The organism is Nitrosomonas cryotolerans ATCC 49181 (genome assembly GCF_900143275.1).
GTDB lineage: Bacteria > Pseudomonadota > Gammaproteobacteria > Burkholderiales > Nitrosomonadaceae > Nitrosomonas > Nitrosomonas cryotolerans.
On sequence record NZ_FSRO01000001.1, the window covers coordinates 2031992 to 2046220 of the forward strand.

10 protein-coding genes are annotated in these 14229 nt (G+C 42.0%); 6 read left to right on the plus strand and 4 right to left on the minus strand.

Annotated features, from left to right (window positions below; translation table 11 throughout):
- The first annotated feature begins 95 nt into the window (after positions 1 to 95).
- Together BUQ89_RS09115 and BUQ89_RS09120 are read left to right on the plus strand one after the other, a co-directional pair.
- Positions 96 to 1895 (plus strand): autotransporter assembly complex protein TamA, encoded by a 1800-nt coding sequence (locus BUQ89_RS09115; RefSeq protein WP_245812965.1) that lies wholly within the window; start codon positions 96 to 98, stop codon positions 1893 to 1895.
- A gap of 101 nt (positions 1896 to 1996) precedes the next feature.
- Entirely contained in the window at positions 1997 to 5755 is a 3759-nt protein-coding gene (locus BUQ89_RS09120; protein WP_177183560.1) for a translocation/assembly module TamB domain-containing protein, read from the plus strand.
- 57 nt (positions 5756 to 5812) lie between these two features.
- Here the strand turns inward: BUQ89_RS09120 and holB are convergent, their stop codons facing one another.
- The gene (gene holB, locus BUQ89_RS09125; protein WP_028460538.1) at positions 5813 to 6850 is read right to left on the minus strand and encodes a DNA polymerase III subunit delta'; all 1038 of its coding nucleotides are present in this window, start codon (positions 6848 to 6850) and stop codon (positions 5813 to 5815) included.
- Positions 6843 to 7478, minus strand: coding sequence for a dTMP kinase (gene tmk / locus BUQ89_RS09130; RefSeq protein WP_028460537.1), 636 nt, complete (start codon positions 7476 to 7478; stop codon positions 6843 to 6845). The genes holB and tmk overlap by 8 nt, the downstream gene beginning before the upstream one ends.
- Positions 7479 to 7573: 95 nt before the next feature.
- Between tmk and ampD the strand changes: the two genes are divergently transcribed.
- Entirely contained in the window at positions 7574 to 8158 is a 585-nt protein-coding gene (gene ampD, locus BUQ89_RS09135; RefSeq protein WP_051537459.1) for a 1,6-anhydro-N-acetylmuramyl-L-alanine amidase AmpD, read from the plus strand.
- A 520-nt stretch (positions 8159 to 8678) separates the two neighbouring features.
- On the opposite strand, the gene BUQ89_RS09140 is transcribed toward ampD, so the two are convergent.
- Complete coding sequence (locus tag BUQ89_RS09140; protein WP_028460536.1) at positions 8679 to 9584, minus strand: D-hexose-6-phosphate mutarotase; 906 nt, start codon at positions 9582 to 9584, stop codon at positions 8679 to 8681.
- 346 nt (positions 9585 to 9930) lie between these two features.
- A complete protein-coding gene (gene queG / locus BUQ89_RS09145) occupies positions 9931 to 11010 on the minus strand; it encodes a tRNA epoxyqueuosine(34) reductase QueG (RefSeq protein ID WP_028460535.1) in 1080 nt (359 codons plus the stop codon).
- A 66-nt stretch (positions 11011 to 11076) separates the two neighbouring features.
- On the opposite strand from queG, the gene tsaE reads away from it, so the two are divergent.
- The 3 genes from tsaE (at position 11077) to BUQ89_RS09160 (ending at position 14226) form a co-directional block, all read left to right on the plus strand.
- On the plus strand, positions 11077 to 11517 hold the full coding sequence (gene tsaE / locus BUQ89_RS09150; RefSeq protein WP_051537458.1) for a tRNA (adenosine(37)-N6)-threonylcarbamoyltransferase complex ATPase subunit type 1 TsaE: 441 nt from the start codon (positions 11077 to 11079) through the stop codon (positions 11515 to 11517).
- The gene (locus tag BUQ89_RS09155) at positions 11481 to 12884 is read left to right on the plus strand and encodes an N-acetylmuramoyl-L-alanine amidase (RefSeq protein ID WP_028460533.1); all 1404 of its coding nucleotides are present in this window, start codon (positions 11481 to 11483) and stop codon (positions 12882 to 12884) included. Before tsaE ends, BUQ89_RS09155 begins: the two co-directional genes overlap by 37 nt.
- A 205-nt stretch (positions 12885 to 13089) precedes the next feature.
- Positions 13090 to 14226: an MlaE family ABC transporter permease gene (locus tag BUQ89_RS09160; protein WP_028460532.1), complete on the plus strand. Its 1137-nt coding sequence runs from the start codon at positions 13090 to 13092 to the stop codon at positions 14224 to 14226.
- The last annotated feature ends 3 nt before the right edge of the window (positions 14227 to 14229 follow it).

Below are 14229 nucleotides of genomic sequence, written 5' to 3' on the forward strand. Positions count from 1 at the left end.
TAATGAGTGGCGTGCGCATCAGTAACAGTTTTAATTGCCTGATTTCAAAATAGATCTATTCTATTACTTGATGAAATCGAATTAGATTGCCTGCTATGTACGATATTAAACCGCCAGCGCGCCATGGCTGTCTATTGCACTTATTAATATTGTGGCCGATGTTAATCATTTTTACAGCAAATAATAATTTTGCGGAGGCGCAATCTATTTCTGCTAAGAACAAGAAAAATTTACCGGCTGTAAAATTATCTGCACCCGAAGCTGTACAAGAGCTATTAACGACATACTTTAAACTACCTGACGAGCCCTTGGTAGATGAAATGGCTGTGAGTGCTTTTTTACATCGGGCGCGACAGGAAATAAGTGAATTATTGGCGACAGAAGCTTATTTTACACCGGCGGTTACGTTATTAGATCGCCGTTCACAAAAGCAAGGCGATATACAGGTAAAGGTTGATCCAGGGCCGCGAACACAAGTGACTGAAGTGAATATAGTATTCCAAGGCGATCTCGTAAACGATCAGCCAAAGCAGCGTAAACGGATGAAACAGTTGCGCGCTAATTGGTCACTTAAAATCGGTCAGCCTTTTCGTTCATCAGACTGGGAAGAGGCTAAAGCAGCATTATTGTCGGATATAACGGATCGGGATTATGCTGCGGCATATATTGTCGAGAGCCAAGCGGTCGTAGATCCGACTAACAAAAGTGCGAAGCTTGCAATAACTCTTGATTCTGGGCCTGTTTTTTATTTTGGAGAATTAGAGATCACTGGACTAGAGCGTTATGATTCATCCTTGATCAGTAATTTTACTCCGTTTCGCACTGGTGAACCTTATCGTCGAGATTTGTTACACGCGTTTCAATTGGCGCTACAGAACGTCCCTCATTTTAATTCTATTTCTGTGAGCATCAATCCAGATATCCTGTTGCATAAAGCGGCACCTGTGCAAGTGGTTATCACCGAGACAAAATCACAACGTATCGCGTTTGGCGCGGGTTTTAGTTCTAATAATGGGGCTAGGGGCGAAATAAATTTCCGTAACTATAACTTCCTCGATCGCGCATGGGATATGTATAGTACGCTGCGTTTGGAACAAAAACGCCAAACTTTTCTTACCGGAATTGATACGTTACCAAATAAAAATAATTTTCAGTATTCATTGAGAGGTAGTTTTCAGATGACTGATATTGAAAATTTGAAGACGCGCAATCAGAAGATTAGTTTTACCCGTAGTTATAAGACCAGGAAGGTTCAAAGACAACTAAGTCTCAACTGGCAAAGAGAAGAAAAGCAGCCATCGGGCGGAATCAATCAAACTAACCAGGCACTCGTGTTGGACTGGCAGTGGCGTTATCATCAGGTTGATGATCCACTTCATATTCGCAGAGGTAATGTAACGGAAGTGCGAATTGGCGGCGGAAGCCAGCATGTATCATCTGGGCAAGATTTTATACGAACTTATGCAAGTCACCAGAGCTGGTGGCCAATTGGTAAACGTGATGTGTTTTTCTTGCGTGGCGAAGCCGGATTTACGTTGGCTGAGTCCCGTTTTGGCATCCCTCAGGAATATTTGTTCCGGGCGGGGGGTATCCATTCTGTGCGAGGTTATAATTTTCTGAGTCTGGGTATACGCGAAGGCAATGCCGTAGTGGGAGGACGCGCACTGGCAACAGGTACCTTGGAGTACAATCGATGGTTTACGCAGAATTGGGGCGCTGCTCTGTTTGCTGATATCGGCAGTGCTGCCGATAGTTGGCAGAAATTCGACCCCTCTATTGGCTATGGTGCTGGTGTACGCTGGCGTAGCCCCGCTGGCCCACTTGCGCTTGATTTGGCTAGAGCGCATGAAACAGGTACTGTGCGCTTGCATTTCTCGATGGCTGTCGCTTTCTAATCATGCGAAATCCAGGGAATTCAAATCAAATCAGGCAGACTGCCGGAAGAAATAACAGATGGTTATTTATCGCCCTGCTGTTTATTTGCATAACTTTGATAATGAGTGGTCGCTGGTTATTAACCAGTCCATCCGGCCTTCAATGGCTTTTGTCCACGGTATCGCGCGTCAGTGCAGGTAGTGTCGTATTTGAAGGCATTCAAGGTTCTTTGAGTTCTATGCGTATCAATTTGATTCGCTTCACTAGCAGCGATTTGCATCTTACCCTGCAAGGAACCGAATTAGCTTGGCAACCTGACAAGCTGTTATCTGGGAAATTATTGATCAATCTCTTATCAGCACAAGATGTTGAAGTCCGCTCATTTCCATCTTCAACTTCAACATCAGCATCGTTACCAGAAAGTTTGCGTTTACCATTATCGGTGCACATACATAAATTAAGTGTCGTAGCTTTACGCGTATTGACAAAAGAAAATGATACCCCCGATTTCTCTGCGACGGAATTCTCAGTACGCTTAGAAAGTGATGGCCAACGACATCATTTATCTGACCTGGTCGTCAATTTAGAATTCGGCACATTTAAAGCTTCAGCCCAGATAAATGGGGATCGACCTTTTGATTTATCAGCTCAAGCGAATTTGATTAGCGCTATGGATTCGGCAGGAGCTGAATCATCCAAAATAGATCTGCATACGCGGATTACGGGAAATCTGGAGCAAGTGAATCTGAAAATTAATGGATCTAGTGCTGGAGTAAATGCTGATGCTGATATGCAATTGCTTCCTTATGATCTATTTCCGGTTTCGGTTTTACGCTTATCCATAACTGGTTTTAATCCAAATATCTTTTTACCTCAAGCGCCGGATGCTGATTTAGCACTACACGCTGAACTACATAAAAACACCAGTGGACAACTCGCCGGAAAGATGGGGGTGAAAAACAAGACCGTGGCTTCATTGGATAGGGGTGGCTTGCCTTTGCTCGAAGCACATTCCCAGGCGATATTATCCACTGAGTCACTGGAATTGAATGATTTATTCATACGTTTTGTCGATAACGGTGTCGTCTCAGGAAATTTTTCTTGGCAAATCAAGGAATCATCAGGATGGGTCGATCTGGCGGTTAAACAGCTTAATCCACGCTCATTAGACACACGCTTACGTTCCGCTCATATTAATGGCAGTATTAAGTTGATTGGCGATGCCAGAACGCAACAAGGCATTATTGCACTTAAAGATAGTGCGTTTAATCTGGATGCGAAAATATCACATTCTGCCGATGTGCTCATGCTGGAAAAGCTTGATCTGAGTCGTAATCGGTCGCTATTAACGGGGAAGGGAAAATTAGATTTAAACAATCCTCAGCGATTTGAGTTCAAAGGAGGAGTGAAGCATTTTAATCTTTCTGATTTTTTGCAATTGCCCTCCTCTGATCTGAATGCGACAATAAATTTGACCGGTAATTTAACGCCTCGAATTAGTGGTTTAGTAAATTTCGAGATAGAAAATAGCAAATTGGAAAAGCAGCCTGTAGCAGGCAATGGCCGGATTGCATTTAATGATCTCAAACAAGTTAAAGGTATGCTGGAGCTAAGTATAGGTTCTAACCATGTACATGCTCTTGGCGGTTTTGGTCGACCTGGTGAATCTATGCAATTGGATATTGTTGCTCCGGCATTGTCACAAATTGGATTTGATCTCAATGGTGCTTTAAATGCCCGAGCCAGACTAAGTGGTAGTTTTGTATCACCGAAGATTGGTTTTGAAATTAATGGGAAGGATCTGAGTCTGCCTGGTAAACATCAGCTGACTAGTTTAATTGCAAGTGGCAATTTTAATGATCAGATTATTGTAGTTAAAATAGAAGCAGATGATTATCAAACGGAAAATGAGACTCATTTACAGCATTTGAATATTGATGTAACGGGTACTCAATCTGCGCATACATTAGCGGCCAGTGCTCAAATAAATGATGACTTCGCAATTGAGTTAAATGCAACTGGCGAATTGGCAAATCCAACACAGACTCATTCTGTTCTAAGATGGATTGGAAAAATATCGCAATTTTCAGCTACGGGCCCACTTCCCTTTCGATTATTGATGCCTACCTCTCTTGAGCTTAGCGCAGAGTATGTTTCTCTTGGTGTGTCAAAGTTTGCTCTGGCCGGCGGGCAGGCCCATATTAAAATGGCGCAGTGGACACCTGATAAATGGTTTAGTCAAGGCGATTTTACCGGCATCGCTTTGAATGCAAAAAATGACAGCACAAAAAAACAGAAGGTTTTACATTTAGGTGGCAACTGGGATATCACATCGGCTATGCACTTGACAAGCAACTTACAAATAGTTCGCGAGAAGGGTGACTGGGTTTTGCCTGGTGAAACACCGTTATCATTAGGATTGCAGGTTTTACAGCTTAGCGCTAATGCGACAAATGGAAAATTGAGTGGTGAATTACTTTTAGAGGGTGAACGGATTGGAAAAACGAAAGCCAATATTACCTTGCCACTGACACAATCAAATACAGGTTGGACAATAGCTCCTGATGCATTACTTAATGGACAGATCTTAATGAATGTCGATGATATTGCATGGATTGGAAATATTCTCGACGATAATATAAGCAGTAGCGGTCAGTTTAGTCTACAGGCGGGTATTAACGGTACTTTCGGCAAACCGGGAATTCAAGGAAGAATTTCTGGTGAGAACCTGGCTCTTGCGTTACTTGATCAGGGTGTACGATTGGAGCAAGGTAGATTGGCAGCAGATTTTGATCAATCGTCTCTGCGTATTGATAAGTTAAATTTTACGGCCCCGATTGAATCACCACCGCGTGATCGCCTGTTAAGTCGTTTAAAATTAGCAAAGAAAACCGGGAGTCTGACCATCTCGGGTGTTATAGGACTATCAGGCAATGATAGCAATATGAAAATTGAGCTTGATCATTTGCCTTTGGCGCGTCAGTCCAATTATTGGATTATTGTTTCTGGGAATGGCCATGCTAGATTTAATAAAAAAATGCTGGATATCGGTGGCGAAATGATTGCGGACGCAGGCCTGCTAGCCGAGCCACCGACTGGCCGTCCACAATTGGCGGATGATATTCTGATTGGCAAAGAACCGGAATCTACTCCAGATAAGTCACTACTGAATCTTAATGTTATGCTGGACTTAGGCAAGCAATTTTATATTCGGGCCTCTGGGTTGGAAGGTCGTCTAGCTGGCCAATTACGACTACAAAATGATGCAAAACGGGGGTTGAGTGCCAAGGGCTCTATTGCTACCCACAAGGCAATCTTTGAAGCTTATGGTCAACGCTTAAAAGTAAAGCGAGGAATCGTAAATTTTTATGGACCATTAGATAATCCGGGATTAAATGTATTGGCTGTACGTGAGAAACTACCGGTAGAAGCGGGCATTGAGGTTATTGGAACAGTTCGCCGGCCCAGAATACGCCTGATATCGACTCCTAATGTGCCGGATTCGGAAAAACTTTCCTGGATAGTATTGGGTCGTCCGCCACACGCAGGGGGCGTCGATACTTCATTATTGTTGACTGCTGCCAGCTCCATCCTGAGTGGCCAGCCAGGCGGTGGAATTACGGACCAAATCAGCCAGGCACTGGGTGTTGATGAAATATCAGTCAGGCAGACTGGAAATGGTAATCCTCTAACCCATCAGATTGGTACCATTGGTAAGCGTCTTTCCTCGCGCGCGTATATCAGTTATGAACGAAGCCTGACCGCGGCGACAGTTGGTGCAACAAAACTGACGTATAGCCTAACTCCCAGGATATCAATTGTTACTCAAGCCGGGGTAGATAGTGCTATAGATATATTTTATACACTTCAGTTTGATTGAATACCGCGTATCAATTTACTGGACCACTCTACAACCATGTAGAAAATGCTACTTTAATCACTTATGCCATAACATGGCATAAGTGATTAATATTTCTTCCAAGAATAATCGAAAGTTAAGTGGATGACGAGATAAGCGTTGAGCTGTAATTAAACGTCGTGAATAAGCCATCAGTTTTTTTGGATCCACTGTAGAAGATAATTCCTTAACAACAGGACAGTGGTTTAAATAGTAGCGAACTTCTCCGGTTGTATGAAAATTCATTAAATCGTAGCACCATTTTTGTAACCAGCCGACGACTGTTGATAGCTCCAATTGTTGCATTGTTTCTGCCAGCAGGACTGGATTTAGATGCCTGGGTGTGCTGATTTGTTCGATAAATTGTTCATGTTGTATAACGTAATCATCTGTATTAAATGCTAATGCCGACAGAGGCGCAAAACTAGCGGCGGCAAGGCAAGCGGCAGGTTCATTAACTCCTTGTTGTTTGAGCCATGCCGTTGCGGTTGCAATGTCAGGGCTAGGCATTGCAATCTGCTGGCAACGGCTGCGTATAGTCGGCAATAAATATTGTGGACGGTGTGTCACCAAAATAAATAGTATTTGTGGAGGCGGCTCTTCCAGTTTTTTTAATAAAGCGCTGGCCGCTGCGAGATTCATTGTTTCTGCTGGATAAATCAAAATAATTTTGAAACCACTCTGATGGCCTGTCATATATACAAAATCGGTCAGCATACGAATCTGTTCGACACCAATTTGCTGGCTATTTTTTTTCTTGAGTTTTTTGCTGTTGGTTATATTTTCAGTTTCTATCTTTTCTATGTTGCCCTCAGATGATTCTGAAATTGATTCTGGTGCTATCTGATAAAAGTTCGGGTGCTCACTTTGCTCAAACCAGTTACAACTAATACATTTTTGGCAGGCTCCATTATGAGCAGATAGGTTTCTGCACAATAATGATTTAGCCAGGTTATGAGCAAATCTAAATTTGCCAATTCCTTTTTTTCCTTTGAGTAATAATGCCTGATTCCGAAAACTATGATTCTGCATCAGGCGCTGCCAAATCGCTTGCTGCCAGATATAGATATTATGCATTAGGCTCAGAAAATAGAGTTGTTTCCAGAATTCGCCTTATAGCGGCTTGTACTTCATTAAACGATTGACTTGCATCGATACGGTATATGCGGTCAGGAAACTCATGAGCCCTTTGAAGGTAGACTGCTCGTACACGATTGAAGAAATCTCCCTGTTCTTTTTCAAAACGATCAGTTGAATTGATAGCACCGATTCGCTGTCTACCTAATTCGACTGGCACATCAAAGTATAACGTTAAATCGGGTTGCATCCTGCCTTGTATCCACTGTTCCAATACCTCTAGCTTGATTTTTTTTACCTGTCTTCCCCCGCCCTGATAGGCAAAACTGGCATCGGTAAATCGATCTGACACTACCCAATCGCCTCGTTCCAGAGCGGGGAGTATAACTTTGTCCAGATGTTCGCGTCGTGCTGCAAACATCAATAATGTCTCCGTTTCAGGATGTATGGTTAAATTATTATCAAGCAGAATAGCACGTAGTTCTTCACCAAGAGAGGTTCCTCCGGGTTCCCGTGTAGTGATTACAGTTATTCCTCTGCGTTGTAAGAACTCTTTTATCCAGGTTAATTGTGTACTTTTACCTGCACCATCTATGCCTTCAAGAGTGATCAGCTGACCTTGATTCATACTGCAAATGATCCTATAAAAATTTCTCAACCGATTTATCTATTTCCGAATCTTATCTGTATAAGTTAATATGCTGAAAAATTCAAAATTAATAAATGAAAATTGACACATCAGGTTATTTGGATGAAGCTTGCCTTATTGTTTCACCTAACTTCGATGAACGACCTGAAGGATGTGATATTAGTTTATTGGTGATACATAACATCAGCCTGCCACCTAATGAATTCGGAGGTCAAGGTGTTATTGAGCTATTTACCAATCAAATTAACCCAGATACACATCCTTATTATCAGAGCTTGTGTGATCTCCGAGTTTCAGCTCATTTCTTTATTCGCCGTAACGGCTTAATTATACAGTTTGTTGCTTGTACTCAACGGGCTTGGCACGCAGGTGTATCATGCTGGCAAGGAAGAAATCGCTGCAATGACTTTTCTATCGGCATAGAACTTGAAGGGAGTGACACAATTATCTTTACTGAAGTCCAGTATACAAGATTGGTTACTCTTACGCATGCTTTGTGCAAGCGCTATCCTATTAAAGATATTGTCGGGCATGCTGATATTGCACCTGGTCGTAAAACGGACCCGGGCCCCTATTTTAACTGGCAAGATTATCGTGCCGTACTCTATTCGACAAGTCTTTCTGGAACAAAATGTGGCGCAGATAATCTGAAGGAATAATTATCCTCAAGAAATACATCCCATCTGACTTGAATATCGGCTCAAAACCCTGGATGAGAATTTAACCTGCCGTTTTAACAGGCCGTCATTGGGAGAAAACGCCATGAATCAATCAGTGACTGAGTTCCCTATCAGGAACTTGTTTGGGTTTATTTTTATTTGTTCATTATTCACAGTTGGTGCAACTATTTTATCGAGATCTTTACAAAACCCCAGTAGTTGAAAAATTAACCCTTTATAATCAATAGTAAAAAACTTCTGTCGAGGGCTTTTGTAAAAGTCTCAAATAGACTACGAGGTGAAAACGCCTCGTACTCGCAGCCTATTTACTGGTTATGCAGGATTTTCTCTTAAAGACCGCTGCATAACTGGTTATCTCGGGCTGGGCAAGGTTTTAAGTGTTTGATTTATCAATGCTGCAAGTAATCAGAACAGCTTAAAAACACAGTTATGCAGCGGTCTTTCTTATATTATCAATCAAGTATTGTGGTTTCTCTAAGCAGTGTTTTGATCACTTTAGTTAATCCCGTATGATGCGATAGTTTGCAACAAGTCGGCACTCATTATTGGGCGTAACTGTTATCACATCAGTGGCAGCATTGGTAGTCTCGACGCACAGCAGATGTTGGTAATCCATATCTTGTAAATCGGCCATCTCAACGGCTATTTCTTTCCATGGGTTCCATACTACTGCTGTTTTATTGCCGCTTGATGTAATCTGTATACGACGTTTTAAGGCAATATCTTCAATAACCAGTTTATTGAGAACATCAAGATAGATGCGATCCACCTCGGTATTAATTGCGACAGCCCCTACTTGTTTTTTTTGCCTGCTGCTATCAACCTTATCGATATACTCATGGCCTTCCAGGCCCAATACGACTGCCTGGTGTATATTTCCAACCCTGAAATAAGTATGAAATGCCTGTGTAATAAAGAATGACTCTGTCCCTGTGTTGCGCGTGACTAGCTCTAAATTTAGAGTATCTCCAATCGTAATTTCTTGTGTTAAGGAAAAAGCATGTGGCCAGATAACCTGGGTTTCAGGTGTGTCCACTAAGCCGAGCGTTATACTCAGATCGCCATTTGTGGTTATCTCAGTTTTCACAACATTCCAGAGTCGATTACGTACAAAACCATGTCCCGGGCGCCCCAATTCTTCCGGATCCGAGCCAAACCACGGCCAGCAGATAGGCGCCCCGCCTTTAATGGCCTTTCCCACCTGATAATAAGCCTTTTCACTCAAGAACATTAAATCATCAGGTTCACCGGCAGGCTGAAAGGACAAAACTTGACCGGCATGGATAGAAATGAGTGCGCTGGCTTTGCTACTACTGACCCGTATCATAGGTAATCTACCCTTACCTTCGATAAATTTTAGTTGACCAGATATTCCGTACTTGGCGTTAAGATGTTCAATATTCATGATACCTATCCTGTTTGGATGATTGTTAATTTGAGATGGTTGCCGAGTTAAAGAGCATTGCATGTATTTTTAATCTATTTATTTTTTGTGTTAATTCGAATCACGATTATAGTAAAAAAACGCCAATTAATTGATGGCGGATGTAAAGTGTACTTATATAGCACCGCTGTTATTGATGACACGATCTTTTGATCGCGCCGCCTATATCGTGTATAGCAATAGAAATCAGCATTGCCAATAGTACCCCTTAAATGCAAACTGATTCATTTGCGTGGGTGGTGAATGATGGAAATAGTTTATTTCGGTGCCTCATACTATTTGATGAGAAATATCGGAGCAGTTGTTTTCATTTGTGTTGTCGTAATGCCCACTGCACGTGCTCTCGGACTAATGGCGAATCATCATCATGACGGGCCCGCAATGCATTAATTATCTTTGGAGATGAGGCTGCATTGCCTAAGCCCACTGCTAGATTCCGTAACCACTGTTTATGACCAATACGACGAATCGGACTACCAGCGAGCCGCAGGTCGAATTCTTCTTTGCTCCATGAGAATAATTCGACCAGGGATGCATTATCTAAACCGTGCCGCACGGAAAAGTCATTTTCGTTTGTTATTTTGGCAAATTTATTCCAGGGACAGACTAATTGGCAATCATCACACCCATATACTCGGTTACCAATTAAAGGACGTAGTGTTTCTGGAATACTTCCTTTAAGCTCAATGGTTAAATAGGAAATGCAGCGCCTGGCATCCAGTTGATAAGGTGCGATAATTGCTTGTGTCGGGCAAATATCAATACATTTTGAGCAAGTGCCGCAATAACTTCCAATGGCTTCATCTACAGGTAGCGGCAAATCGGTATATATCTCGCCTAAAAAGAACATTGAACCTGCTTCCCGTGAAAGTAACAAGGTGTGTTTTCCGCGCCAACCCAGGCCAGATTTTTGGGCCCATTCTACTTCCATGACCGGTGCACTATCAGAAAATACACGATAATTAAATGGAGTTACTTCCTGCGCGATTTTATCGGCTAGTTTTTGTAATCGTGCGCGCAATACTTTATGATAATCGCGCCCCAATGCATAACGAGAGATAAATGCCTGATCACCTGATTTGATCACAGCCCAACTATTTTCTGCTAATGGTGGTGTGTAATTCATGCATACGGAAATGACACGTTGTGTTCCCGGCACAAGTTCTGACGGGCGAGTACGTTTAACGCCATGTTTTGCCATATAATCCATGTCGCCGTGATAACCCTTGTCTAACCATTCTAAAAGATTCGATTCAACAGGCGACATATCTGTATTAGCGTCTGCAATTCGAATATCCTGGAAGCCCAGTTCCCTACCCCAGGCTTTAATAATGGTTGCTAAAGATATAAAATCATATGACACATTTAAAGGGGTGTTTTCTTGCATAATTTTCAGCGTATTGGGTTCGACTATAGTTCGACTCGGAATTCTACATGCCACCTTGTTGATGAAATGGCAACTCTGGAATTTGGCGCAGCAATTGCCAAAGTTCTGCATGCAGGTTTAACTATTTTTCTAAATGGCAATCTTGGCGCGGGTAAAACAACATTAGCACGTGGTATTCTACATGGACTCGGTTACGAAGATATAGTTAAGAGTCCTACATATAATTTAGTTGAAATTTATAAATTTTCTCGGTTATACTTCTATCACTTTGATTTTTATCGTTTCAATGATCCAATAGAGTGGGAAGAAGCGGGTTTTCGTGAATATTTTAATGCGAATTCAATTTGTCTGGTGGAATGGCCAGAAAAAGCAGGTAAACTGTTGCCCACTGCAGATTTACAGTTTTCTATCTGTATTGCTGAGCCAGGCCGAAGTATTAAAATTCAAACAGGGACGGAGGCAGGAAATCGATGTTTGGTACAATGGCGGAATTCAGAGCATCTCTGATCAAAATGGCACGTGCTGATCATTTCCCTTCTGCAGCATCTTTTTTTCTAACATATTTACTAATTGCAGTTGCATTGTCGTTTTTTTTATTCAGTAAGACCGTATTTGCGGCTACTGAAGTTCATTCCGTGCGTGTTTGGTCGGAATCATCAGAACGTACCCGCTTTACATTGGAATCGAACCTGCCGATCCAGTATTCCCTCCTCACCTTGGATAATCCAAAGCGTGTGGTTATTGATTTAAAAGATATTGAACTGACAGCTGTACTGAAAAGCTTGCCGGGGCAAGTTAACGCAACTGACCCCCTTATTCAAAAGGCGCGTATCGGGCGTTTTAAACCGCATATATTACGGCTAGTACTCGATGTTAAAACAGATGTTGTGCCACAAGCATTTACACTTGAGCCGATAGATAATTTTGGTCACAGACTAGTGCTTGATGTTTATCAGGCAGCTCAACAGGTAGCTCAAACGGATTCGCTGGATGATTTAATCGTTTTGCTGACTCGATCAAATGAATCGGAAAGTTTGGAAAGCCCTGAATCAAGACAGCATAAAACCGTTAAAACCATCAATCAACATAAACCTGATATTATTAATCATCGTAAGCCTTATGTCGTCAGTAACCGTAAGCCAGCTTCGCCGCGAACCATCATTGTTGCTATTGATCCGGGCCATGGTGGTAAAGATCCGGGCGCAATTGGTCATAAGGGTACGCACGAAAAGGATATTACCCTGGCGATTGCTAAAAAGCTTAAAGCCAGGATTGATAAAGAGCCGAATATGCGAGCAGTCCTCACACGCGATAGTGATTATTATATTTCATTGCCTATGCGACGTGATAAAGCACGTAGCTTTAATGCTGATCTATTTGTATCGGTTCATGCTGATGCTTTCCATAAAACACATGCACGGGGTTCTTCTGTATTTACGCTATCTCAGAATGGTGCGACTTCCACCGCTGCTAGCTGGTTAGCGAGAAAGGAAAACAGTGTTGATGGTGATTTAATGGGTGGTGTTGATATCGCTTCTAAGCCTGCCGATATACAAAAATTATTAATTGATTTATCGTTAAACGCTACTATTAATGATAGTGCTAAACTTGCGGATCATGTTCTTGAAGAAATTAGTGGTATTAATCACCTGCATAAGAAAAACGTTGAGCAGGCTGGATTTGCCGTACTAAAATCGCCAGACATTCCATCGATTTTAGTTGAAACAGCCTTTCTCAGTAATCCGAACGAAGAAGAAAAATTAAGAACTGCCGCCTATCAAAACAAGATGGCCGATGCTATGTTCGCAGGTATCAAACGCTATTTTGCTACGGGTCCGGCGTTAGCGCGGGAAAAAATGGCCCAAGCAGATTAAGTGGTAAGGGATTACCGATAATGCAATGTATGACTATGAGTTGACAGTCACTTAATTGGCTAGTTATCTGATAAATAGGTATTTCAGGTAGTGTTAAACAGCAATAAGTTAATTATAGTCATTTTTATGATACGAGCTGTTCAATCTGTTTAATGATAAAAGGAATCCTTGGTATCAACTCATAAAGTGCCGGGAAAAGATATTGATGCCAACTCGCCTTGATAAGTCCTTCACACATTGGTATCGATTCATTTCTGATGACGGCGTAAATCGCCTGATACTCACGGGGGACTTTACTTTAGTTACTCTTGGAAAACAACTACAAACACTAATTATTGATCTTGGTAATTACGCTGATGATCCTGATTTATATTGGGATTTAACTGAAATCAAACAAATGGACGCTGCGGGCGTAATATTATTATGGCGCGCTTGGAATTCACAGCGTCCGATGCACATATTATTGCGACCAGAGCAGGAAAAAATGTTTGAGCGACTTGAGAAACAGGCCGCTTCTTTCGACAAACCAAAATCTCATGATTTGTTATGGCCCATCATGATATCAGGGAGAATCGCGCTACTGCTATGGGAACATCTGATTGGAATCGTTATTCTAATCGGTCAGTTATTGCTGAGTGCCAAGCTTCTGATCAAATATCCGCGCTATATTCCTTGGCGTGAAATTTCTGCAAATTTATATCGCACTGGTGCACAGGCATTGGGTATTACCGCATTGGTAGGATTTCTTATTGGTATCGTCTTGAGTTATCTTTCTTCCAAGCAATTACAAATGTTTGGAGCAGATATCTTTATTATTAATATTCTGGGTATCAGTATTATCCGAGAACTAGGTCCTTTGCTTGCCGCAATTCTGGTAGCAGGGCGTTCCGGCTCTTCTATGACCGCACAATTAGGCGTTATGAGAGTAACCGAGGAATTGGATGCACTGACGGTGATGGGTATTTCTCATAGCCAACGCTTGGTATTGCCAAAAGTATTAGGATTAGGTATTGCAATGCCATTGTTAGTATTATGGACCAGCGCTGTTGCACTAATGGGTGGCATAGTGGCGGCGGAATTACAACTAGGATTGAGCTATCAATATTTCTTAACAGCATTACCAGATGCAGTGCCAACAGCTAATTTATGGCTAGGATTAGGAAAAGGAGCTGTTTGCGGTATGGTAATTGCATTGATAGCTTGTCATTTCGGCTTAAGAATCAAACCTAATACCGAGAGCTTGGGTGAGGGTACGACTAATTCAGTCGTCACAGCAATCACTGTTGTTATCATTATTGATGCAATTTTTGCTATTGTATTTTCAGATGTCGGGCTTCTATAAGGA